The sequence below is a fragment of the Sediminispirochaeta smaragdinae DSM 11293 genome (genome assembly GCF_000143985.1).
Lineage (GTDB): Bacteria > Spirochaetota > Spirochaetia > DSM-16054 > Sediminispirochaetaceae > Sediminispirochaeta > Sediminispirochaeta smaragdinae.
In genome coordinates this window covers 4,623,427-4,646,823 of sequence record NC_014364.1, presented here as the reverse complement: position 1 = coordinate 4,646,823, position 23,397 = coordinate 4,623,427, and the positions used below count along the sequence as shown (strand labels likewise).

At 49.3% G+C, this 23,397-nt stretch carries 17 protein-coding genes and 1 pseudogene; 10 read left to right on the top strand and 8 right to left on the bottom strand.

Features of this window, described 5'->3' with window-relative positions; genetic code table 11:
• Window positions 1-234, bottom strand: coding sequence for a NifU family protein (locus tag SPIRS_RS21640; RefSeq protein WP_013256831.1), 234 nt, complete (start codon window positions 232-234; stop codon window positions 1-3).
• 100 nt (window positions 235-334) lie between these two features.
• Here SPIRS_RS21640 and SPIRS_RS21635 point away from each other — a divergent pair, with 100 nt between their 5' ends.
• Both SPIRS_RS21635 and SPIRS_RS21630 read left to right on the top strand, forming a co-directional pair.
• The gene (locus tag SPIRS_RS21635) at window positions 335-1,093 is read left to right on the top strand and encodes a ParA family protein (protein ID WP_013256830.1); all 759 of its coding nucleotides are present in this window, start codon (window positions 335-337) and stop codon (window positions 1,091-1,093) included.
• Complete coding sequence (locus SPIRS_RS21630; protein WP_013256829.1) at window positions 1,086-1,979, top strand: ParB/RepB/Spo0J family partition protein; 894 nt, start codon at window positions 1,086-1,088, stop codon at window positions 1,977-1,979. The genes SPIRS_RS21635 and SPIRS_RS21630 overlap by 8 nt, the downstream gene beginning before the upstream one ends.
• On the opposite strand, the gene SPIRS_RS21625 is transcribed toward SPIRS_RS21630, so the two are convergent.
• Window positions 1,941-4,199, bottom strand: a complete 2,259-nt coding sequence (locus SPIRS_RS21625) for a DUF4954 family protein (protein ID WP_013256828.1) — start codon at window positions 4,197-4,199, stop codon at window positions 1,941-1,943. The two genes, SPIRS_RS21630 and SPIRS_RS21625, sit on opposite strands and share 39 nt — an antisense overlap.
• 51 nt (window positions 4,200-4,250) lie before the next feature.
• Here SPIRS_RS21625 and radA point away from each other — a divergent pair, with 51 nt between their 5' ends.
• Entirely contained in the window at window positions 4,251-5,633 is a 1,383-nt protein-coding gene (radA, locus tag SPIRS_RS21620; RefSeq protein WP_013256827.1) for a DNA repair protein RadA, read from the top strand.
• Here the strand turns inward: radA and SPIRS_RS21615 are convergent.
• Together SPIRS_RS21615 and SPIRS_RS21610 are read right to left on the bottom strand one after the other, a co-directional pair.
• Complete coding sequence (locus SPIRS_RS21615) at window positions 5,630-6,820, bottom strand: TraB/GumN family protein (protein WP_013256826.1); 1,191 nt, start codon at window positions 6,818-6,820, stop codon at window positions 5,630-5,632. The genes radA and SPIRS_RS21615 overlap by 4 nt on opposite strands.
• Window positions 6,807-8,219 (bottom strand): tetratricopeptide repeat protein, encoded by a 1,413-nt coding sequence (locus SPIRS_RS21610; RefSeq protein ID WP_245537653.1) that lies wholly within the window; start codon window positions 8,217-8,219, stop codon window positions 6,807-6,809. The genes SPIRS_RS21615 and SPIRS_RS21610 overlap by 14 nt, the downstream gene beginning before the upstream one ends.
• 58 nt (window positions 8,220-8,277) lie before the next feature.
• On the opposite strand from SPIRS_RS21610, the gene SPIRS_RS21605 reads away from it, so the two are divergent.
• The 6 genes and pseudogenes from SPIRS_RS21605 to SPIRS_RS21580 all read left to right on the top strand — a co-directional run bounded on the left by SPIRS_RS21605 (window position 8,278) and on the right by SPIRS_RS21580 (window position 14,732).
• Window positions 8,278-10,128, top strand: coding sequence for a hypothetical protein (locus SPIRS_RS21605; RefSeq protein WP_245537652.1), 1,851 nt, complete (start codon window positions 8,278-8,280; stop codon window positions 10,126-10,128).
• Window positions 10,129-10,567: 439 nt separating this feature from the next.
• The gene (locus tag SPIRS_RS21600; RefSeq protein WP_013256823.1) at window positions 10,568-11,125 is read left to right on the top strand and encodes an HNH endonuclease; all 558 of its coding nucleotides are present in this window, start codon (window positions 10,568-10,570) and stop codon (window positions 11,123-11,125) included.
• 84 nt (window positions 11,126-11,209) lie between these two features.
• Complete coding sequence (locus SPIRS_RS21595; RefSeq protein ID WP_013256822.1) at window positions 11,210-11,914, top strand: hypothetical protein; 705 nt, start codon at window positions 11,210-11,212, stop codon at window positions 11,912-11,914.
• A 43-nt stretch (window positions 11,915-11,957) separates the two neighbouring features.
• Window positions 11,958-12,212: a transposase gene (locus SPIRS_RS22935; RefSeq protein ID WP_407635908.1), complete on the top strand. Its 255-nt coding sequence runs from the start codon at window positions 11,958-11,960 to the stop codon at window positions 12,210-12,212.
• A gap of 41 nt (window positions 12,213-12,253) precedes the next feature.
• Window positions 12,254-13,093: pseudogene (locus tag SPIRS_RS21585) on the top strand (IS3 family transposase); the annotation flags it as partial.
• A gap of 313 nt (window positions 13,094-13,406) precedes the next feature.
• Window positions 13,407-14,732, top strand: coding sequence for an ATP-binding protein (locus tag SPIRS_RS21580; RefSeq protein ID WP_013256819.1), 1,326 nt, complete (start codon window positions 13,407-13,409; stop codon window positions 14,730-14,732).
• A gap of 339 nt (window positions 14,733-15,071) precedes the next feature.
• On the opposite strand, the gene SPIRS_RS21575 is transcribed toward SPIRS_RS21580, so the two are convergent.
• Both SPIRS_RS21575 and SPIRS_RS21570 read right to left on the bottom strand, forming a co-directional pair.
• Window positions 15,072-17,294, bottom strand: coding sequence for an FAD-binding protein (locus tag SPIRS_RS21575; RefSeq protein ID WP_013256818.1), 2,223 nt, complete (start codon window positions 17,292-17,294; stop codon window positions 15,072-15,074).
• A gap of 166 nt (window positions 17,295-17,460) precedes the next feature.
• The gene (locus SPIRS_RS21570; RefSeq protein ID WP_013256817.1) at window positions 17,461-18,339 is read right to left on the bottom strand and encodes a LysR family transcriptional regulator; all 879 of its coding nucleotides are present in this window, start codon (window positions 18,337-18,339) and stop codon (window positions 17,461-17,463) included.
• Window positions 18,340-18,504: 165 nt separating this feature from the next.
• Here SPIRS_RS21570 and SPIRS_RS21565 point away from each other — a divergent pair, with 165 nt between their 5' ends.
• Complete coding sequence (locus SPIRS_RS21565) at window positions 18,505-19,413, top strand: DMT family transporter (protein ID WP_013256816.1); 909 nt, start codon at window positions 18,505-18,507, stop codon at window positions 19,411-19,413.
• 143 nt (window positions 19,414-19,556) lie between these two features.
• On the opposite strand, the gene tkt is transcribed toward SPIRS_RS21565, so the two are convergent.
• Together tkt and SPIRS_RS21555 are read right to left on the bottom strand one after the other, a co-directional pair.
• Window positions 19,557-21,548: a transketolase gene (gene tkt, locus SPIRS_RS21560; protein WP_013256815.1), complete on the bottom strand. Its 1,992-nt coding sequence runs from the start codon at window positions 21,546-21,548 to the stop codon at window positions 19,557-19,559.
• Window positions 21,545-23,392: a bifunctional homocysteine S-methyltransferase/methylenetetrahydrofolate reductase gene (locus SPIRS_RS21555; RefSeq protein WP_013256814.1), complete on the bottom strand. Its 1,848-nt coding sequence runs from the start codon at window positions 23,390-23,392 to the stop codon at window positions 21,545-21,547. Before SPIRS_RS21555 ends, tkt begins: the two co-directional genes overlap by 4 nt.
• Window positions 23,393-23,397 lie beyond the last annotated feature (5 nt).

The following is a 23,397-nucleotide window of genomic DNA, read 5'->3' as shown; positions in this document are numbered from 1 at the left end:
TTAGACGGCATCCACCGATTTGATTTCGGGGATGGTCTCTTTCAGATAGCGCTCCACACCCTGCTTTAGGGTGATTTGGGCCATCGGGCAACCATTACAAGCCCCGGTGAGTCGAACGGAGACCTTCCCGTTTTCTCCTACCGTAACCAATTCAATATCGCCACCATCTGCTTGCAACGAAGGTCGGATATCTTGAATGGCCTTTTTTACCTTTCCTTCAAGTTCCAGTTCCATGGAAATCTCCTTGCATATATGCTTATGATAACGTAGTGTTTCAGTAGGATAAAGTCAAGAGGAGTTTCCTACACCGACGTTTTCATGTATAATCCCTTTCATGAGCGGTAAGATTATTGCGTATGCAAATCAAAAGGGCGGTGTCGGAAAGACGACTTCGGCCGTTAATATCGGGGCTTATGTAGCCGAGGCCGGTAAAAAAGTTCTTCTGGTCGATTTTGATCCCCAGGGAAATTTGTCCAGCAGCGTTGGTGCAGATAAGGAACGATCGGGGGCCTATGATGTTCTCATGGGTACAAGCCCTTTGGATGAAACCGTTCAGGAGACGACGGTGCGGAACCTCTTTGTCGTCCCGTCCAACATTGATCTTACCGGTGCCAATGTCGAATTGATTGAAGAGAAGGATCGGGAGTTTTTCCTTCGGAATGCCTTTGCCGCCTCAAAGCTGGAGTTTGATTATATCTTTATTGATTGCCCTCCCAGCCTTGGTTTATTGACCCTCAATGGGCTGACAGCGGCTTCTCATGTTTTTATTCCTTTGCAGTGCGAATATTTTGCCCTTGAGGGCCTAAGTCTTCTGTTACAGTCGATTCGGCGGGTTCAGAAGTCTTTGAATCCCAAGTTGGGTATAGGCGGCATCTTTTTCACCATGTATGACTCCAGAACAAAATTAGCCAATGAAGTGGTTCAGGAGGTTGCAGGTTATTTTAAGGAGAAGGTGTTCAAAACCATTATTCCCCGTAACGTACGTCTTTCCGAGGCACCGAGCCATGGCGTTCCGATCAACCAGTATGATACGAGTTGTATTGGTGCGAAAAGCTATCAAAAACTTGCCCAGGAGGTGATTCATCGTGTCTAAAAAAGCCCTGGGCCGAGGCATTGAGGCCCTTATTCATCAGGCTGATGATTCTCTGGAGCTTCCTGAAGAGCTCAAAGGGGATGTCTCAAGCCTCCCTTTGCGGAAGATCCGCACCAATCCCGATCAGCCTCGAAAGCATTTCGATGAGGAAGCGTTGCGGGAGCTTGCAGATTCGATTAGGAACCAGGGAGTCATACAGCCGATTATCGTGGATGAGGAGTCGGAGCACGGCCTTCATACCATTGTAGCGGGAGAACGGCGTTTCAGGGCGGCTCGCCTTGCCGGCCTGAACGAGATTCCGGTTATTATTCGCGCTTTCAGCGAAGAGGATAAGCTGGAAATCTCTTTGGTAGAAAATGTACAGCGGGAGGATCTGAATCCTATTGAGGAGGCTCAGGCCTATCGTCACCTCATGGAAGCGATGAATTTGAGCCAGGATGCGGTTGCCAAGAAGGTTGGGAAGAAGCGTTCGACGGTTGCCAATAGTCTTCGTTTATTAAAGTTGCCGGAAGATGTCCAGGATTCTCTGGTAAAGGGAGAATTGACAGCAGGGCATGCCCGGGCCATCCTGTCGGTCCTTAATCCGGCGGATCAGCGGATTCTCTACGGAAGAATCCTTCAGCACGGGCTTTCGGTCAGGGAGACCGAGGATCAGGCTTCTGCTTTAAACAAAGGCATGCGGGCGACGGAGCAGAAAGAGGAGAAGAATCCTGCCAACCGAGCACCGGAACTGCGTTCTATAGAGCAGAAATTTCTCGATGCCCTGGGAACCAAGGTAACTATTCGTGGTAGCCTCAAAAAAGGAAAGATCGAGATCGCCTACTACTCGATGGACGATCTTGAACGGCTATTCGATATTATCAGTAACCGAGATACCCTTTTTTAAGCGCCCCAGCTCTTTTCTAAAGCTTACGGCCTTCTCTTCTATGTTTTTGATAAAAGAGTCGTCCTCAATGGTTCCAAGCACCGCATACATCTCTTCCTGTGAGCCGTAAGCCATTTTCCTGAAGTTGTTTTGGTAATCCTTCTCTCTGCTTTGCCGTGTATTCCGGGCAATGAGCTCACGGATTTCAGCCGCCCGATCAAGAGCGTCTTCAATGGGACCGGAATAGAACGTCCTGAAGAGAGAGAAAGCATGGGCCGCTTTTTCATCGGGGTAGCTTATTCCAAGTTCTCGGTAACGTTGGTGGAGCCCGTACCAGCTATCGATATCGCCGCTGACGATATCTGATTGGAGTTTCCGCATTTGGGCATCACTTATGAGTTGTCCGCCGATATTGTGCCACACGGTCTGGGCCCCTGCGGCCTTTTTTTCCAAAATGGCGATTCCGTCCGAAAGGGAGAGCCTGTGCCGCGAGCAGAAGGCCGCCAGTTGTTCCATGCCGTAGAGCAGTATCATCTCCCTGTACCAGCGACGCCCTGTGAAAGCTCGTATGATGATCGTATCTCTTTTGCTCTTTTCGATGCCGTAAGCGGGAACAGGGATCTCGTCGGCCGCCTCCTTCTGGCTTTCGAACCAAGCTGCGCCCCGAGCTGCAATGGACCGCAATCCCGGAGGTATTTCCGGCAGGGAATGAAAAGCAAAGGTGTAATCGAGCAGTGATGTTTTGATATTGTCATCAGATGATATGCTGATATTATCAATATATAATCCCGCCCAGATTTCCAGAAGAGAAAGAGCTTTTCGCATCTCTTCGGCCGTGTCCGGAGCGAGGAAGTCAAATTCAATCTTCTGGTCCGGGTCCTTCCGCTTGTCCCTGACTCCGTACTTCCAGGAGTTTCTTGCAAGGGCATACATGTTGTAGCGGAACCAGTAACCAGGCATCATTTCGATCCTTCCCCTTGCTTCGTTGTTTGAAACCAGCGTAAAGGGAAGCGGAATATGTAACTCTGCCGGGTAAGCGCCCTTTGCCAGGAGGGTATAGCTTGCAAATTTGCTGTTATGTTTTAGACTTGTCGCAAGAGCCGGCCAGAATCCTCTTCCGGCGAAGAGCTCTCCGTCCGGACCTCTGCTGTTATGGTTTGAGCCGATGGTTGCCCCGGCGGCGATATTGGATTGGCCGAGGACCGTGGCTGCACAGAGAAAGCTGTTGTTGTGATGCTGCTCGTGGCCCGGAAAAATCAGGGCATTGAGAACCTCGCAACAGCTTATGGTTGAATTTTCACCGAGATAGCTGTTGATAAGTCGTGCCCCGTACTTCAAATTTGAATGGTTTGCAAGAATGAAGCGGACAGCCTTTACGCCGTAGAAGACGTGGCAACCATAACCGATGATACCGTTTACCAGCTCCACTCCCTCACCAATCTGGCTTGGGTACGCTGCGCTACTGTTGACGGTGAGGTTTTTTAACTTGTTTGCACCCTTGATGTAGGCTCCCTCGCCAATCTTAATGTCCTTGAGGATCCTGCAACTTTTTATGACCGATCCGGTACCTATTCTTCCGTAGGTGCCCCGGCGATGCTCAAAGGCGGCATCTGTCATGGCTTCAAAGGCTTTTACCAGTGGCTGGTTATCACGAAAGCGGGACCAGAGGTAGGCATCGGCGGAGAGCATGCCGTCGAAGGGATAGATCGCCCGTTTGCCATTCTCGTTTCCTATCTCGAGCCGGATCCTTACATTGGGATCTTCTCCTTCCATGACGATGCCGTTTCCGAACTTTGCGTGATTTGTGGTGACCATCTCCTCGATACTCATAAGGATCACCTGATCTTCGATAATGTAAAAAGCGAGGTAACCGAGGTTCCTGATGGCCACGTTGTCGCCAATGTCCGAGGAGATGATTACCGAATCCCTGATACCGATTGGAAGCTTGAGATCGTGATATTCGAGGTACCCCTCCTCGAGGGCTCCGATTCTGATCTTGCCGTGGAAGGTACACCGTTCCACTCGCTCGGGGTTGAACCCCTCGGCGACAAGAATGGCGTTCCAGTCGTCGGCACAATTGCCGTTTCGCACGAGAATTTCCACTTCCCGGGCCGAAAGGGCACGGTAGGAGCGGGATAGGCCTCCGGCATTCCTAAATCGATACTCATCCTCTCCTTCCCGGAGATATTCTTGGGGCACAAAGCCGGTCCCGATCGCTCTGTCGTTCTTTTTCCGTACCATGGTATGATACTATACCTGCCGGAACGACGGTGCAAGAAAGGAGCAGCAACAATGGCAAAAAAGCGGACCCTCTTTACCTGTGAACAATGCGGCCATCAGGAGCCGAAATGGTTGGGGCGGTGTCCCTCCTGTGGAGGCTGGAACACCTTTCGGGAGGAAAGCAGCAGCGTGAGCAGTGGAGGAAGCAAGGCTCACGAAAAAACAAGAAAGCTACCGGCATCGGAGATTGCTCTGGACCAGGTAGCGGCGACCGAAGGTTTTCGCTTTTCTTCCGGGATTGCGGAGCTGGACCGCGTTCTCGGCGGAGGGGTGATGCGTGGTTCTGCCGTTCTCATTGGTGGAGAGCCGGGTATTGGGAAATCAACCCTGATGATGCAGCTTGTGGCCTCGGCCCTTCCAGGTACCAGAGCCCTTTATATCAGCGGTGAGGAGTCGGCCGCCCAGATTAAGATGCGTTCCGATCGCCTGGGCCTTGATGCCTCCGCCGTTGATCTTCTTTGTGAATCCGACCTTGACCGCATCATGTCGGTTCTCCGTAAGACACGTCCCCAACTGGTGGTGATGGACTCGATCCAGACCCTTATCAGCCAGGAGGCGGGACAGGTCCCCGGTACGGTGAATCAGCTGAAGTATGGTTGCCACGAATTGATCGATTGGGCCCGGGAAGAGGATTCTGCTTTTTTTCTGGTGGCCCATGTGACCAAGGAAGGATCGATAGCCGGACCAAAGGTAATCGAACACATGGTGGATACGGTCCTTTATTTCGACCTTGCCGATGGCGGCCTGCGCATTGTTCGCTCGACAAAGAACCGCTTTGGATCGGTGGATGAACTGGGACTTTTTTCCATGGAGGCCGACGGTCTCCACCAGGTCGTAGATCCCGGGGAAATATTCCTGGTACGGCGGGGGGGCGAGATCCCTCCGGGCATTGCTGCGGCACCTGTTTATGAGGGGAGTCGGGTCCTCATGGTTGAGCTCCAGGCTCTGACGGTTCCTGCAAAGGGAGGCTACAGCCGTGTCTATTCGGACCGCATTGATCCGGGCAGGGTGAGCAGAATTGCGGCTGTGCTTGAACGCCATCTTTCCTTACGTTTTTCCGATCAGGATATCTACGTCAATGTTGCGGGGGGGATGAAGATCAGCGAAGTGGGAATAGAGTTGCCTTTGGCCATGGCACTCTACTCGGCGAGGACCGGGATTGCCATACCAAAGGGGCTTACCGTTGCCGGTGAGGTTAGTCTTGCCGGTGAGATTCGCCCCACCGGGCACATGGACCGTAGACGTAAAAGTGCCGCTGAGTTGGGCTTTCAGCGTTTTGTCGGTCCGGAATCGACAGGAAAGGGGAAGTCCCGTTCCGATGGCGGCGAGGTTCGGGTTGCCACCATCGGTGAGGCTGTCAAAGCAATATTCAAGGCTGGGGCCGCCAAGCCTTAGTGGAGAAGGCTCAGTAAAAAGGGAAAGGCCACAAAGGTGCCGATCGAACTTCCGATACTGGTGAGGAAGAAGACAATCAGGGCGTGGGTAAAACGGTTCCGAAAAAAGCCTTTTACCGAAAGAATATCGTCATGAAGGTGTTCAAAGTCGACAACCCGCGGCTTTCGTAAAGCTCCTTCCAGAATGCCCGAGACGATGCCGACGCCGATGGTCGGATTGAGGCTCGTAAAGGGGGCTGCCGCTATGGTCACCAGAATGGTAATCGGATGGGCCAGGGAGATGATTGCTCCAAGGCCGGCCAGGGCTCCGTTGACGGCAACCCAGTAGCCGAACATCTCGATCCCCTGGTCAAAACCAGAGTGAACGAAGCCGTAGGCGATGATTGCGATAACGATTGCCGGGATGATCCACGGCAGGGCCTTTGTTATCTTCGCTGGAGGAGGTACCTCTTCGATCGAGGAAAGGTCGCGGTCCATAGTTCCCTTGGCGAGTCCGTCCAGGATGCGAACGATTCCTTCCGCATGGCCTGCACCGATAACCGCAATGATTTTCTTTCCCGGTGCTTCAAAAATTTTTGTTGCAAGATAGCGGTCCCGCTCATCTATAAGAACTTCCTTGACCGAAGGAAGATACTCGGCCAGCTCTCCCATCATCTCTTCCAGTGCGTTTTTCCGCTTTAGCTGTTCTATCTCTTCTTCACTCAGTTTTTCCGAACCGAAAACGGATCCGAAAAGGCTGGCAATCATCTTATTTTTGTTCCAAAAGGAGCTTTTTGCCCAGGCCCTGCGGAGGGTTACCTGGATTTCTCGGTCGCAGAAGCTAAAATCGGCACCCACCGATTTTGCTGCCTCGATAGCCGCCATCATCTCCTCTCCCGGTTTGTTTCCCAGCTCGCTTCCAAGCTTACGCTGGAAGGAGGCAAGGGCAAGGTTTGCAAGAAGAAGAAAGCCCCGGCGCTGGCGCAGCACGCTTCCGATACTCGTGCTTTGCCAGTTCTGCCCCTCGGTCATAGAGCGATAGCGACCGGCATCGATCTCTACACAAACATGATCTGGGGATTCTGCCTCGATGGTTCCTCGAACCTCATCGACGCTTTCTCTGGAGACATGGGCCGTACCGAGGAGGATAATCTCTTTTTCTTCAAACTGTAGTCGCGTGATGGTATCGCTTTCGTCAATTCTTTGCATCTTCAGAAGGTCCTTCCTTTTCAAGCAGATTTTCGGCAATTTCGGTTTCGAACATTCCGAAGAGAGCATTGTCCCTGACCTCTCCGAGATAACGGTTTGCCAGGGTATCGCTTCCGGCCCAGCGGTAGAAGAGGCCAAGGTAGAAATAGGCCCTGATTTTCAAGGGCATTTGCTTTTCCAGATTCAACTTTGAAACAAGATAGCCGTCATATCCCCGTTCGACAAAAGTCCGTGCAATATCATAGTAATAGGTATCCCGGGGCAGCGTTCCCATCTTTTCTCTAAAATACGCTTTTGCCTCTTGTTCTTTTCCCGCTTCAAACAAACTGATCCCATGCATAAGGGCGTAGCCGTGTTCATCAGGCTCGTTTTCGTAGGCTTTCTGATACATTTCTGCGGCCCAGGTATAATCCTCCGAAAGAAAAGCCGCTGTGGCCGCCGGTTCATAGGCGTAGTAGTAATCGGGACGCCGTTCCATCGTAGCCTTGTAGTTGGCAAGGGCTCCGGACCAATTTTTCTCGTCACTGTTGATCCCTGCGAGGTAGACGTAGGAGAGAAAGTAATCGGGATCAATCTTCTTTGCAGAGGTAAAATCGGCTTTGGCCCTTTCTATTTCACCTCGATACAAATAAAGTTTACCCCGGTCGATATAATGCCAGTAGTGCTCGGGGTCGAGTTCTATCGCCTTGCTTAGATCGGTGATTGCATCCTGTGTATCTCCCAGCCCCGCCTTTGCCTTGCCCCTGTCCACATAGGAAAAGGGGTAATTGGGAAACGCTTCTACCGCCTTGTCGAGCTGTTCGACGGACTCTTCATATTTTTTCTGCCTCAGTAGCAGGTTTCCGTAGCCTGCCCGTGCAACGAAATTATCCGGTTCCGCTTCGATACTTTTTTCAAAGGAGTCTTCGGCCTTATCGTATTCCTTATCTTCCATGTACAACTCACCCAGGGCGGCAAGGGCTCTGCCATGGTCAGGAGCCTTTTCCACAACGGATTCCAGCAATGCTTTTTCCTGGTTTCGCTCACCGTCAAGTCCGGCAATCAAGGCTCCGGTGAATAGAGCATCGGGGTTATCAGGTTCTTTTTCGAGAGCCGTTTTCAGGGCCTCTTTTGCCTCATCGGTTTTACCGATACTTACTAAAAGCCCTGAGCGAAGCAACGCGGTTTCAAATGAATCGGGATCATTGGCATAGGCTTTTTCAAAGGCTTCCAAGGCCTCTTCGGGCTTTCCTGCTACGAGGAGGGAGCTGATACTTTCGTAAGGAGGGATCTCCACCTCAGGTTGGACCGCTTTTTCCGCCTCTTTTGTACCTGCACAAGCGGTAATAAAGAGAGAAAAAAGAAGCAACATCGCGATGGCGGCAAGGGCCGCCTCCATCATTCGGATTATCGGTTTCATTCCTCGTACTATACCCGCCGCGGGGTGTTTAAGACAAGGTTGAACAGGGCGGGCCTCATTGATACAATCATCTGAAATGAAGACAAAGCTGGGATTTCACTACTACCTTATACCGGTGATCTATCTTCTGCTCACCGGAGCCTTTATTCATCTTGAAACCTCCGGGGCCCGACAGGGGTTCAGTTATCAGGTATCTCAGGCCGCGGTATCGGGCACCAGAAGTGGCGGAGGGGTATCTGCCACGTTGAAACTTTTCGGCAGCACCATCGATCTCGACAGCCAGGTGTTCGGTTACATCGGTGATGCGGCGGAACCAAAAATCCTCACCCTTGCTGAGGTTATTGGTGAACAACAAAAGATTCGTGTTGAGTACAAAGAGGGACTTACCCTGGAAATTAGTTCATCTCTCCGGGAAAATAGTGATCCGCTCCTTATGATTCAGGCCCTTTTCCCGAAAGAGAGTGGTGTTAGTCGTGCCCTTATTACCCCGGAAAGCGATTGGACGCTTTCTTCCCTGGATTTTCTTCCCGCAAGACTTCTTGATCGTGAGCAGGGATCGGTGCTCATTGATTTGCAGCAAAGTGATATTGCTGAGGATGGTACCATCAGCTTTGAGGCCGAGGGAAGCCGTCTTGTTTTTTTCCAAAATCCAGGTGAAGATCCGGTTCGTTATTGGTTTTTTCAGGGAAATCCTTCGGTTTCCAGAGACAGTTATGAAAAAAACCTGCGTGATTATCTTGAAAAGGCCTATGTGGGCTGGAAGAGCGGACGATACAATCCGGGAAGCGATACCTGGAGCAGCCCCGACGACGGTCGACAGTTTCAGGAGTCTGCTTTGGTTGGCATGGTTGCCGAAGGCTTTCGTCGCAGAGATACCGTTGATCTGAATGCGATAAAGGGTATCAGCACTCGTCATGAAGAGAATGTCACCTACCTTTCAGCCCCTTATGTGGGGTCCCTTGTCATGACGGATGAGGCGAGGTCTGCAGAGGCCTCGACAATCAATACAAAATTAAGAAATTATGCACGCAGTTCCAACCCGGCGCTCTTTTCCGAGGTTGATCATCTTGCCGAATATCTACTCTTTTCCGGTGATAAAGCGCTGCTGCGGGAGGTTTCCGAGTGCTTTAAAACCGATGCCTTCGAGGGGAAAAAGATGACTGCGCTTCAGCTGGCGGGTATGGTGGAGGTTTATGTTGATGTGGGCAATCTTTACCCGGAACGGTTTCCCGGATACGAAGAGCTTTATGGGCTGATAGATTCTCTCTTACTGCCGCGACTGAGGCGTGCGGATGACGGTCTCTTTCTTTTTGATAACGACAAGGTTGATGTGAAGGCTACATTGGAGGCCGGGTACTATCTTCAGGAGATTGGTAGGGGGGAAAATAGAGCACTCTTCGAAGAGTTGGGGCGAACAATGGTGGTTTCGGTCCTTTCCCTTTCGGATGAGAACGGCGTGTTGCCTGCAACACTGAGTCCCTTACGAAATAACGAAAAGGAGCGGAAAGAGGGCTACCTGCTTCCCGAAATGGTCTATCCGCTTCTTGCGGAGAATCGCTATTATCCCAGGCATACCTTTCTTTATAAGGAATTGGGTTCCGATGTCGCGCTCTGGACCGTTGCACAAAGCATTTCGGCCAGCCGGTCACAGGACGCCTATACCATCAGCTTTTCTTTCCCGACGGGCTCCACCCATCATATGGTGATTAAGAACGTGCCTCCGTTTGCTTATATCGAATTGTATGGTATCAGATGGAACGGTACCAGACAGTTCCAGTATTACGATGCCGGTGGCTGGTACTACGACCGTAGTTCGAGGACCCTCTATCTAAAGGTGCGGCATAAAAGAAGCCGTGAAGAGGTAGTGATCCATTTTCGCGACGATACTGCCGGTGAGGTTTCCCCGTAGGGCCTTTTTGTAAGAGGTGCAAGGAATCCAACAGAAAAATGCTAAATTTATAAAAACTATGATATAAATAAAAGTCGAGGGATCTTAAAATTCCTGCGCTCCAAGACGCCCGGCGTCCATGCCGGGCATAGACGAGCAAGGGATGGTGTTAATGGTAAAGAAAAAATCTGGATCCAACAAGCTTGGACGAACTGATAAATATTTTAAAAGACATGCCCTCTGATGTACCGGTGCTTGTCAACGGCTATAAAAGCGACTATGAGAACTTTTGAAGCATAAGCCGGATAACTGGTTCAAAGACGGAGAATTTCAGCTGGTCGAGGAAGGGATATAAAGATACTTTTGACGCGGTTCTTTTACAGCGGATGGATCGGGATGATTGAGAAGGCGAAGTGATGAATATAGTCATAGTTTACGAAATTATTACAGGAGGCCTTTCATGCCTGACAGAGAAGTAAAAACGATACGTGACCTCATTTTTTATCAGTATGCCAAAATCATTGCAAAAAGCGCCATGGGGCCTGATTCAAAAAAGAACGCCTACGGGTTTATCAAGACAAAATTCCGCGAGCTGCGCGATAACGAGATGAAATGGTCCGATATCCTCCGGGAGGACAAACAGTTTGCCGAATCCGAAAAGAAATGCGCTTATTGCGGTTCCACGGAAAACCTTCAGTGGGAACATATCGTTCCCAAATCGCTTCTCATCAATGATAGTTGTCCTACCTGCGATCATATTCAGGGAATCCATAACCAGGTGTGGGCCTGCAAGTCATGTAACAGCAAGAAAGGGACCAAGGGCCTGTATCGCTTCATGAAGGAACTCCATCCGGATGTAAAACCCTTTTCCGACTGTGTCCCGCCGCTACTTGAAAAAAAGTATCTCAAGACCATTTGGTACTGTCACCAGTGTAAAGGCACCCTTGACTGGGACGGCGGAGGGAAGAAGCTTGAGGTTTTTGATCTGGATTTCCCGTGCGGAGAGGGAAAAAAATGAGTGAAAGGAGCTGTTGCTAACTGAGGGAACTTCAAAGATCGGAGATTCATAGATTTAAAGGTGGAGTGAGGGTGGAATCGACTGATGCCTAATGTCTCGCCGAATAATCAGAAAGTAGATGATGCCTCTCATGTTTATCGAGGATACCGAAAACAATTATTATTCGTTCTCTATAAAATATTAACGGAGGGGAAAACAAATATCTTTTGTCCTGAGGGAATTGAAGACTTTTCCGTGATCAATAATGGAGAAGTAAAATCAATTTACCAAGTAAAAGATTACAGCGATCCGATAGTTATATCAGATCTATCTTCAAATAAGCCGAATTCATTTGTTAAGAGGGTTATAAACTATATAAAGGAATATCCCGAGGCTTTAGTTTCGTTATCATATTTTGGTAAACTTGGTCCTGAATTACAAAGGATTTCCGAGAAAGATGAAAATACGATTCGTACAGTTGCCTTAAAAATATCAACTAAAGAGAAAATATCTATTGATAATGCTGAAGGCTTTCTGCATAAAGTATGTTTTCAACAATTATCAGAAAGTGAATTAAAAAGAAATAGTAAAGAAATTTTGTCTTCCTCAAAGTTAGGTCTTGATACGGAAAATTCTACTGATCTTCTCTTATGGTGGTTGTTTAGAGAGTCTCTAAATTCATTATGTGAAATACATACTATAATGGAAAGCAGATTTACAGAAGACAGTATATTTGTTGGTGCCTATAAAGAGCTAATTACTCATTATATGCTGAGCCCAGATTTGCGAACAGTTTTTAACAAGGAGTAAGGTGGAATCTCCGATGTATGATACCATATACAAGGAGAAGTACGTGAGACGAAAGTTTGATGAAGAGTTCAAGGCCGAGGTAGCTCTTGAAGCGCTGAAGGAAGAAAAAACACTGCAGGAGCTGGCAGAGGAGTATGAAGTCCATCCCAACCAGATCAGTGCCTGGAAGAAACAACTTCTACAGAATGCGAGTTCCCTTTTTGAGCGTAAGAACAAAAAGAACCAGGAACTTGACGAGGTGAAAAAGCGTGAACAGGAACTCTATAAAACAGCTTGGCCAAGCAAAATACGAGAATGAATGGTTAAAAAAAAGTACAAGCAACTGTACGGAAAGGATTACGAATGATTGATCCTTCTGACCGTCATCTCTCTATTGCTCGGCAAAGCGAACTGCTTGGTGTAAGTCGTTCTCACCACTACTACAAAAAACGTGCCCCACAACGGGCTGATATAGAAGAAATGATCAAGCTGAAAGAGTTGTTTATAAAGTATCCGTTTTATGGTTACCGTAAACAGATGCTTGAACTGGGCAATGAATCTATTGTCTCTACGGTAAAACGGGTCCGCCGTTTCATGAAAGAATTGGGCCTTAAAGCGCTGTCACCGAAGAAATTGACATCCATCCCGAAGAAGGAGCATCCGGTTTATCCATATCTGCTGAAAGGAAAGAGGATCAGATATCCCAATCAGGTCTGGGCGACCGATATTACCTATCTGAAGCTTGAAACAGGATATGTTTATCTGGTTGCCATTATGGATCTCTATAGCCGTAAAGTTTTAAGCTGGAGGATTTCACTCACTATGGATGCAGAGTTCTGCTGTGAAGCGTTAAAGGACGCCCTGAGAAACTATGGCACGCCTGCGATCTTCAATACAGACCAGGGAAGTCAGTTTACCTCCTATGGCTTTCTTCAAATCCTGAAAGATGAAGGTGTAGAAATCAGTATGGATGGTCAGGGCCGTTGGCGGGATAATATCTATGTTGAACGGTTCTGGCGAACTCTCAAGTATGAAGATATTTACTTGAAGTCCTATGAATCAGTGCGAGAACTGAAAACCGGACTTACCCGGTACTTCAGGTTCTACAACAGCCGAAGATTTCATCAGGGCCTGGATTATAGGACTCCGGAAGAGATGTATATATCATTCCAGGAAAAGGAGCTTAAAGCTGCTGCATAGTCAGATTATACCGGTAGGTTCCACCTTAAATAGTTTGCAAAACTGTTTGACAAACGGGCTCAGCATATTATAAGGATTTTTATCCCGATCCAGACCAAGAGACTGATGGGACTTTTGAGTGTATTGTTAAGACGGAAGACTTACCGAATTGGCAAAAAAGGATAGATGAAAATCAGGAATCTATTTTTTCGTTTTATGTGCTAATGGTATTTGATGCCTTGAAGGAGGAATCATGACCCAAATCCTTTCCCACCTTTACATCGGCGCCGAACAGGACTACGAAGCCACCGTAAGGCAGGAGAATTAATCTAGCATGACAACCCCTGAATCCCAAAACCTTGAATACAAAGAAACTTGGCATGATGAATACCTCAAATGGATTTGTGGGTTTGCTAATGCTATTGGGGGGCAACTGCATATTGGTAAGGATGATAAAGGAAACGTTATCGGTCTTCATAATGCAAAAAAGCTTATGGAAGATCTCCCGAACAAAATCAGGGATCTTTTGGGAATTATTGTCGATGTAAATCTGAAAACTGAGAATGGAAAGGCTTACATTGTCATCAAAGTAGAACCCTATCCCTATCCGATCAGTTATAAAGGGACCTATCACTACCGCAGCGGCAGTACAAAGCAGGAACTGAAAGGCGCTGCTTTGGATCGGTTTTTATTGAAAAGGCAGGGGAAAACCTGGGACGGGGTTCCCATCCCGAAGGTTAAGCCGGAAGACCTGGATTCTTCGGTGCTGGATCAGTTTCGAACAATGGCCCGGAAAAGCGGACGTTTGGATGAATCCGTTTTGAATGAAAAAAACAGGTCCCTTATTGAGAAACTCAGGCTTTTCGATGGACAATACCTTAAACGAGCGGCTCTTATGCTGTTTTATTCCGATCCCGAACAGTATGTCACCGGCGCTTATATTAAGATCGGTTTTTTCAGAACCAATACAGATCTGTTATACCAGGATGAAATTCATGGCAGCCTGTTTACCCAGATTGATCAAACCTTGGAAATTCTGACAACAAAATATTTGAAGGCCGGAATCCGTTATGAAGGAATCCAGCGGGTAGAAGAGCTTCCGGTTCCGAAGGATGCTCTGCGGGAAGCACTTCTTAACGCCGTGGTTCATAAAGATTATTCTTCCGGTTCTCCTATCCAGATCAGTGTTTATGAGGAAAAACTGATGATCTGGAATACAGGTTCCCTGCCGGAGAGCTGGACGAAAAAGACCCTTCTTGGAAAACATTCCAGCCAGCCCTTTAATCCGGATATCGCCAATGCTTTTTTTAGAGCCGGAGAAATTGAAGCCTGGGGTCGCGGAATTGAACGGATTCTAACGGTCTGCCGGGAAGCAAAAATTCCGACCCCGGAAATAAATCTTGAGTCGACAGGTCTCTGGGTGGTTTTCCCTTTCAGCCGAGGAAAAGATAAAACTACCCAAGAAACTACCCAAGAAACTACCCAAGAAATGATCCTTAAGATGATGCGGGAAAAACCGTCGATTACCCGTAAGGAACTTTCCGGAATTTTACAGATTACTCCCGACGGCGTAAAATATCATCTGGACATTTTGAGAAAGAACGGCGTAATTCGACATACAGGACCGACCAAAGCGGGGAAATGGGAAATCCTGAAATGAATAGAATTCTCACAGCCTTTACCAATTTCGTATATCGAAAAATCCAGCAATACTCTTCTTATTTAGCGGACAATTGTGTAAAGAACCTGTCCATCGCGTCAGAATGCTTGCCAGATAGTTATTCCATATGTTCCTTGGCATATTTCCTAACATCTACAAGCGTTGGCTGCAGCCAGTAAACTCTTTCCGGATGGCATCCTTTAGGCCCTGATGGGCATCAGAAATTGTTGGTTATATTCGCTTCAGCAAAAAAGTATATGGAAAAAACCGCTTCGCACATTGTTATACGAAGCGGCCTCTTATACTGGCATAAGCTGCAGTAAAAGCTGCGGAAATCGGCTATTTTTTTAGCGACGCCGCATTCTTTCCCGCGATTCTGCCGAATACGAATATATCCGCGACCGCGTTGCCTCCGCAACGGTTACCAGCGTGGATTCCTCCCGTGGTTTCACCAGCGGCATACAGTCCTTTTATGACGTTGCCGTCGGTGTCGAGCACCTGGGCGTTGCTGTTGATAGTTATGCCGCCCATGGTGTAATGGATGGCGGGGCGCCTTGGGCACGCATAAAACGGGCCGACTTCGCAAGTATGTACCATTTCGGTTTTTCCCAACGAGTCCACGCCGCTTTTTACTGCCGCGTTATAATTGTTCAATGTCTTTTGCAGCGCGTTGTAATCCACGTCGATTTTTTTGGCGAGTTCTTCAAGCGTGTCCGCTTTCACCAAAATACCCGCATCTACCTTTGCGTCGTACCAGGACTGATCATAGTTTCCATTGTCTATCATCTGCTGGTCCATGATCACATAGAAGTAACTGCCTACGGACAGCGCCGCCGCGGAAAGCGTATCTCTGCCTTCCGCCATCTCGTTAATGAAACGATTGCCCGTTGGGTCTACAAATATAAAGTCATACGGCTCGATCATACTCTTGAAGGTATCACCTGTTACGGGGCTGGAGGTCGGCATCAGCTGTACAAATCCCATGCCCGTCAGCTGCGCGCCGATTTTTTCAGCCATGGTGATTCCGTCGCCGGTGCTCGTTTTGCAGTTGGTGGTCAGCAGGTCGTCGGGAAGGTCCTTCCAATAATTGTTGTGTTTAAACACCATCTCGGAATTCGCTCCATAACCGCCCGTGCATAGGATTACTGCCTTTTTGGCATGGAGCGTAACAGGTGTACCGTCCGTTTTCTTGGCCAGAACGCCCGTAACGGCTCCTTTTTTCGTAATAAGATCGGTTGCGCGGGTTTCGTACATGATTTCGGCGCCGTTATTCAGCAAATAGGTTTCCAGCGCTTGAAGCATGGGCAGTCCGTTTTTCCCGGTTTCATTCTTTTGCGGCTCGCGGCTGCGATGCCAGGGACCGCCGATCGGAGTGTTGTAATTCCTGAATTCATCAATGTCGAAAGAGTATATCCATTGGCGCGCATCCTCGCTTTGGGTGCACATCGTTTTTATCAGATCGACATTGCCTGTAATTGTAGTGCCGTCAAGTCCCGTACGCGTACCCATGATGTAGGTCTGGAATATGAATAGCTCCACCGAATCGAACATATAAGTCGTATCGCCCGCAAGGTAATCTCTGATCTGCCCCTGAAGAACCTCAAGCACGTCGGCTACTGCGGGGTAATCCGCAGGCTTCAATTCAAGATAGGACTGCAGCGTTTCGATCTGGCCAGCCTTGGTCTCTACTTTCCCCTGAACTTCTGGGTTGACGGAGCACCAACCACAACCGCTCTGCAGTGTATTGCCGCCCAGGGTCGCATTTTTTTCAATGAGTATGACGCTTGCTCCGTTCTGCAGAGCGGTGACGGCCGCCGATAACCCTGCGCCGCCTGCGCCCACGACCACCACTTCGGCGTCCTTCTCGATGGGATCGCCTGCTTCGGGGGCATATGCGTTGGCATCAAGGTACGCCATGTTGCCGCCTGCCTGAAGAACAGCGTTCTTTGTGGCGGCTATGATTGCGTTGCTGGTGACTGTCGCGCCGGATACGGCGTCAAGCGTCAGCGTCTGGTGTTCCACGATTTCGGAGGGTATGCGCTCAAGAGCCGGCACGGATAAAAGCGCCGTCTCGTTGTTTGAAACGACCTCAACGCTTTCAATTTTATCCTTACTTACCGTGACCTCAACCTTCAGCGGACCATTGTTGCCCTGGGCCGTGCCCGTGTACGTCCCTTCGGTATATCCGTCGAACGCCTCCTGTTCGGTTCCACGGGCTTCGTTCAGGGCTTTCTTTACCGCCGTCTTAATGGCGTTGCTCGTCATGGTAGCGCCGGAAACGCCGTCCACATCCGCGTTGCCAGCCGCCACAATCGCATCCGGGAGCTGGTCTATTGCGTTGGAGCCTACACCAGCGGTTTCAGAAGGGCCTTCCGCAGTCACGGCCACAATCACGCCGTTTTCCAGCGTAACCGTTACGTTTACGTCGCCACCGAAGCCCTTTGCCGATGTACTGTATTCGCCGCTGGGGCCCGATGCTGATTTTGACTCCTGCCCACAGGCTGCCAGACTCAACAGCATAACAATGCTTAGTAAAAGAGTAGGTATTCTGCTTTTCTTCATTACAAAAGATTCCTTTATATTATCAACGATTTGACAGCTATCAAACTATGCTAACAAATATAAAACAATGCCGTTGATATTGGAAATGCCAAACTGCGCATTACCGGGGAAGTATTATGCTGTTTTGTTATAACCAAACGCTGCTATTCCAATGGACAGTGGCGCTCTACCCCTTGAGAATACGGCAGAAAAGTGGGATGCACGGGTTTTGTTCGCCTTTACGCCATGCCAGTATGATATTAAAAGAACCCTCCAGCCCCTGAAGAGGCACAATACTGATGCCCGGTGTGCACGGGTCTACAGCTGCCTTGGGTAACAGAGTTACCAGGCCAAGCGCCCCCACAGAGATGGTGGCGGCCTGGGCGTTTTTTACATGTTCGACAATATTTGGCACAAACCCGGCCTGGGCACAGAGCTTTAAACGCGTATCGTAGATTTGCGGTGCGGTTTCACGGATAGAGGACACAAAGCGTTCGTTTTTCAGGGCGCTTAACGGTATACTTTTGTTATTGGCCAGAGGGTGATGTTGGGGCAACACCGCGTCAAATTGCGACCTTGCAAGCGTTATCCACTCTATATCGTTGTCACCCTCGATGCACGGCTCGAACAGGATGATTACATCGTATTCCCCGGAACGAAGCCCCCTTTTCAGCCCTTCAATGTGATTGCAGCATATGCGGGCCTTGATATGCGGGTACCGCGCGTGAAGGTCCCGAAGCCCTTCGAAAACGAGCTCTATATGGCTCCGGCCGGCGTACCCGATCAAAATGGTTCCCGATATTTCGTTGCTCGCCCTGTTTGCAGCCTCAATGAGCTTGTCATATTCACGCAGCACCGAGTTGACGAATTGCAGACAGGTTTCCCCCTCGGGTGTAAGCTCGACCTTATGAGTATTGCGCTTGAGTAAAATGCACCCCAGTTCCTTCTCCAGATTTGCGATTTGTCTGCTGAACGCAGGCTGAGAAATAAACATGCATTCCGCGGCCCTTGAGAAATTCAGAGTCTCTGCAAGTGTCGAAAAGCACATCAATCTTTGGCGGTTCATATGATTACTCCAATCTCATTCGTTTTTGTAGAGCCTTATAAGGTGATGCAAGCATCATTATACAGTCATAGGATATGCTGGAAAGAACAGCTTCATGCTAAACTTTATGTCTCATTGTTTCAAATCGTATAGAATTGTAACATACAGCAAAGGGAGATAGTTAAAATGCAATATATAAACAAGATAGAAGGCGTGGTCCTTGTTGCAATCTCAGCAGTTTCTTTTGGACTTATGCCTGTATTTGCTAAAATAGCGTATACTGCGAATACAAGTACTTTAACGTTGCTTTTTCTTCGTTTTTCAGTAGCAGCAATTTTTATGTTTTTACTAATATTGATGAAGAGGCTTGTATTTCCATCAAAAAAAGAAATATTAATCTTTTTGCTAATGGGTGCTGTCGGATACACTGGACAATCTTTTTGTTATTTTACAGCACTTAATTTTGCTTCAGCAAGTGTTGTCTCTCTTTTGTTATATACCTATCCTGTGATGGTAATGATAGGCTCTGCCTTATTTTTGAAAGAAAAGATTACATTTCGAAAAATATTGGCACTTGGTTTTGCATTAACAGGTGCAGTTGTAATTATTGGAGCAAAAGGTTCTGCGAACTCTATTGGTATTATTCTATCAGTTGCATCAGCGGTTGTTTATTCAGGATATATACTAATTAGTTCAAAAGTAATAAAAGCGGGAATGGAAGTTCAATCATCGGCATTTATTATGCTTGGAGCATCGATTGTTTATGGAATTGTGAATTTTACTTCAGGGTTTTCAGCCCCACAAAACATCAAAGGAATCTCTGCGGTAGTAATGATTGCACTGATTTCTACAGTACTTGCTTTTTGGTCATTTTTTAGTGGCTTGGAGAAGATAGGACCTTCCTCGGCTGCACTTGTTTCAATACTAGAACCTGTTGTGACCGTATTTTCTTCAGTCATGATTTTATCAGAAAAAATTACCCTCAATATTATTATCGGCGGTTTTTTAGTTATAGTATCATTATTAGTGATTTTAACTTCTGCAAGTGAGAGTGACGAAACTGAAACCATTAGCCTAACAAAAAATTCCACCTGATGTTTCTGATGTATGTACTTTCCATCTACGCTGAGGGTTAGTTTCTTATCCATAAGCTCATCCACATATAATAATAAAAATAAGGATAACGAAAAAAGCCGTCCGGGAAAGCCCGGACGGCTTTTTCTTATTTTTACTATGGCCTACTTTAGCATTTCCGCAAAGGCCTTTGCGGTAAAGCCGATATCCTCGGCAACGGCTTCACCTGGGCCCGATTCTCCGAAGCGATTGATACCGAAGACCCTATCCCGGCAGCCGGTAACAGCTTCCCAGCCGTCGCTGACTCCCGCTTCGGTGGCATAGACCTCCGCTCCTTTCGGCAGCAGCTTGGCCTTTTCGTCGTCGGAAAGAGCTAGGAATCGCTCCTTGCAGGGCATGGAGACGACCCTGATGTCCGTGCGCTCTGTTAGATCGACCGCTTCAAGGGCCATGGAAAGCTCGGAGCCTGTAGCCACGACCACAAGTTTCGGAGCACCGTTGCTTTCCCGTACGATATAAGCACCTTTTGTAGCCATTGAATCGCGCCATGAGCCGTCCGCTTTTTCCACAACCGGAAGGTTTTGACGGGTGAGCAGCAGGGCCGAGGGGCCGTCGTCTCTCAGAAGCGCAAGTTCCCAGGCCCTCACCGTCTCTTCGGCATCCGCAGGGCGGAAGACATGAACGTTGGGAATGATACGCAACGCCGCGGCGTGTTCGATAGGCTGATGGGTCGGGCCATCTTCACCCACAAAGATCGAATCGTGTGTAAAGACATAGACGACCGGTTCCTTCATGATCGCCGATAGCCGGACCTGGGGCCGCATGTAATCGGAGAAAACCAGAAAGGTTGCGGCAAAGGAACGGAGACCCCCGTGGAGTGAAAGACCGTTTGCCAAGGCACCCATGGCATGCTCTCTGACGCCGAAGTGAAAGGTTCTGCCGGCCCTCTCCTCGGCACTGTAATCACCGTAGTCGGGAAGAGCGGTGTTATTGCTTGGGGCGAGATCGGCGGACCCACCGACAAGATTTTCCATGGCGGCTGCAGCGGCCTGGAGGGCGGCGCCTCCTGCCTTTCGTGTAGCGACGGAATCGCCAACCTTATATTTAGGCATCTTCGCCGCGGCAAGGGCTGCTTCGGCAGCAGCTTTTCTATCGCCTTCGAACCAACGGTCCCACTTTTTCCGAAGCTCGGGATGAGCCTTGCTCCAGGAATCAAAGAGCGTATTCCAGGCGTCGAAGGAGGCCTTTCGTTCTTCCAGTTTCTCCGTGAAATACGTTTTTGCCTTCGGAGCGATATAAAAGGATTCGTTCTCAGGGATACCGAGATTTTTTCGGGTTGCAATGACCTCATCGACACCAAGAGGGGAACCATGCACTTTGGAACTGCCCGCCTTGTTGGGACTGCCCTTGCCAATAATGGAGGCAAGAATAATCAGGGAAGGCTTTCCCGTTTCCGCCTTAGCCTCTTCTACAAGGGCGGCGGTTTTTTCCATATCGTACATGTCGCCGGAAAGCACCTGCCAGCCATATGCACGGTAGCGTTCGGCAACATCTTCGGTAAAGGCGAGAGATGTGGAACCTTCAATACTGATTTTATTCGAATCGTAGAAGACGATAAGCTTGCCAAGTTTCAAATGTCCGGCAAGGCTGCTGGCCTCGGAGCTAATTCCCTCCATCATACAACCGTCTCCGGCAAGGACCCAGGTGTAGTGATCAACCACCTTTGCATCGGCGGTGTTAAAATTGGCAGCCAGAAAGGTCTCCGCCGCCGCCATCCCGACCGCTTCGGAAAGGCCGGCGCCGAGAGGCCCGGTTGTGGTCTCGACTCCGGGGGTATAGCCGTACTCGGGGTGTCCAGGGGTCTTTGATCCTATCTGACGAAAACGCTTCAACTCTTCTAAGGGAAGGTCGTATCCTGAAAGATGAAGGAGCGAGTAGAGAAACATCGAACCATGCCCGGCAGATAAGACAAATCGGTCACGGTTCGGCCATTGAGGATTCTTTGGGTAGTGTTTCATGATTTCGCCGTAGAGCAGTGCTCCCAGTTCCGCGCAGCCCATGGGTAGTCCAGGATGTCCCGAGTTGGCTGTCTGAATGGCATCCATCGAGAGCGACCTTACCGATGTGGCGGCCGCCCGTAAAGCTTCAAGATTCATATGTCCTCCTGATTTTTGATGACCTGTAGCGCGGCTTCGAGTCTCCCGAAGGGGGGACTTACCTGTACGCCGGCGACACGGCCTCGTATCTTCGCAATGATTTCCCTGGCGATGAGAATTCCTTCTTCCATCGCCCCTTCTTTTGTATCATGTTTTTTCATCCGTTCCTGAAGATCTGCGGGAATGGAAATACCGGGTACCTCGTAATGGAGGAAGAGGGCGTTCCGGTAACTTGCCAGAGGCCATATACCGGCAATAACAGGCTTTCCCGTTCCCTTGATCTTATCCAGAAAGGTTGAAAGCAGTTCGACATCGAAGACAGGCTGAGTAATAAAATACTCTGCTCCTGCTTCTGCCTTTTTCCAGGCCCGTTCAACCTCCCTCTCCAGGACCTGGGCGGCGGGATTTGCCCCTGCTCCTGCGACGAAAGAGGTTTGACCATGCAGGCGATTTCCCGCAAGGTCGATCCCCTGATTGAGGCTGTCTGCAAGGCTGAGTAGGCCTATCGAGTCTGTATCGAAAACGCCGGTGGCGTCGGGAAAGTTTCCCACCTTTGGAGGATCTCCGGTAAGGAGAAGAAGATTATGTACACCGGCCGTCTGTGCACCGAGAAGTTCGGACTGTATTCCTATGAGATTCTTATCCCGGCAACAGATATGCTGGATCGTTTCCACCCCGCTGTTCCGCTGTATTTCCATACAGGTCACCAGGGTACTGATGCGACTGCTGGCACGGGGGCCGTCTGGTACATTGACACAGGTGATACCTGCATCCCCTAACGTTTTGGCCTTTGCGATGGCCTTTGAAAGGTCGATACCCATGGGGGGAACCAATTCCACCGTGGTAATCCATTCTCCCTTTGCAAGGGCGGCACCGAAAGCACTGCGCTTTTCCAATGCCACCGGTTCCAGCCTTTCGATTTCTTTGCTTGAAACCTCTATGCTAAGACCCTTATGGCGGCTTGAATCGAGATGGAGAATTGCCTGTGCCATCTTCTGTATATGCAAGGGCGTCGTCCCGCAGCATCCACCGATCACATGTACCCCTGCATCAAGGAATTTCAAGGCGTACTCGGCAAAGTAGTCTGGGCTTGCCATGTAGAGTTGTCTGCCCTCATAGTCCCTGGGATAGCCTGCATTGGGCATGACCGAGATCGGTTTGCTGACAACTCCGCCCGAGGCAAGAATGACATCGAGCATGTGCGCCGGACCAGTTGAGCAATTGATTCCCAGCACATCGACATGTTCCGATTCCTGGAGTCGCGCAAAGACAGGGGTGAGATCGTTATTGTACTGCTCACTTCGTAGCGGGCGAAAGCTGTATTGCGCCTGCACCGGGATTTCCGGGGCCGTCGCCTTTGCCGTTTCGGCGGCCAAGAGCAGCTCGTCGATATTTCGAAAGGTTTCGAGAACGAAGAGATCGATCCCCGCCTCGGCAAGGGCCTCCATCTGTTCGCGAAAGACACTGCGAGCCTCTTCGCTGTCGATTTTGCCTACCGGTCCGACCCGTTTGCCCAGGGGCCCTACCGAACCAGCAACGTAAACCTCTTTTCCCGCAGCCTCCCGGGCCAGGCGGACCGCTTCTCTGTTGATTTTCCCGGTAAGCTCGGAAAGACCATAACCGTCAAGCCGTAATCTGTTTGCTCCGAAGGTATTGGTGGTGACGGCCTGTGCCCCCGCCGCTATCATTTCCCGGTGGAGCTCCGACACCTTTTCCGGAGAGGTAAGGGTCACATGCTCAAAGCATTGGTTGAGAAAGACCCCCTTTTCGTAGAGCATGGTACCAACGGCCCCGTCAAAAAGGAGAACCCCGTCGGCAAGTCGTTCAAGATATGGTTTCAACATTACAG